1 protein-coding gene is annotated in these 756 nt (G+C 54.9%); it reads left to right on the plus strand.

Features of this window, described 5'->3' with window-relative positions:
* Positions 1 to 49: 49 nt before the first annotated feature.
* Positions 50 to 756, plus strand: a 707-nt coding sequence (ltrA, locus tag ACOCD2_RS23565) for a group II intron reverse transcriptase/maturase (protein ID WP_419626250.1), incomplete at its 3' end; no start/stop codon positions are given.

The following is a 756-nucleotide window of genomic DNA, read 5'->3' on the forward strand; positions in this document are numbered from 1 at the left end:
GCGTCATTCAGTCGAGTTTGCTAGCCAACTGTGTAAGCAGGATGAGCCAGTGAGCGGGGCAAAGCCATTTGCGATTGCAAAATCTCTAGTCTGGGAGGCGTACAAAGACGTAAAAGCTAATCGAGGGGCAGCGGGTGTCGATGGGCAGTCGCTGCAGCAGTTTGAGCAGCGCTTGGGGCCGAACCTCTATCGGATTTGGAATCGCCTTTCGTCGGGGAGCTATTTTCCACCAGCGGTCAAAGGCGTCGCAATCCCAAAGAAGAGCGGCGGCGAGCGAATACTGGGTATACCGACTGTGTCGGATCGTATCGCGCAGACGGTGGTCAAGAATATCTTTGAGCCACTGGTCGAACCGATCTTCCATGAGAACTCCTACGGCTACCGGCCCAATCGTTCAGCGCACGATGCGCTGAATATTGTGCGGCGGAGATGCTGGGAATACGATTGGGTAATTGAGTTCGACATCAAAGGTCTATTCGATCATATCGACCATGACCTACTGATGCGAGCGGTGCGACACCACTGTCAGATACCGTGGGTGGTGCTCTACATCGAGCGCTGGTTGAAAGCGCCGATGGTGGGTGCAGATGGGGAGGAGCAGCGACGAGATCGAGGTACCCCTCAAGGGGGCGTCATTAGTCCGGTGCTGGCCAACCTTTTTCTGCATTACACACTGGATCGCTGGATCAAAACGCATTGTCGAAGCGTGCGGCTGTGTCGCTATGCCGATGATGGGGTGATCCACTGTAAAAGCCA

The sequence above is a fragment of the Thiolapillus sp. genome, assembly GCF_048562965.1.
GTDB classification, from domain to species: domain Bacteria; phylum Pseudomonadota; class Gammaproteobacteria; order Chromatiales; family Chromatiaceae; genus Thiolapillus; species Thiolapillus brandeum_A.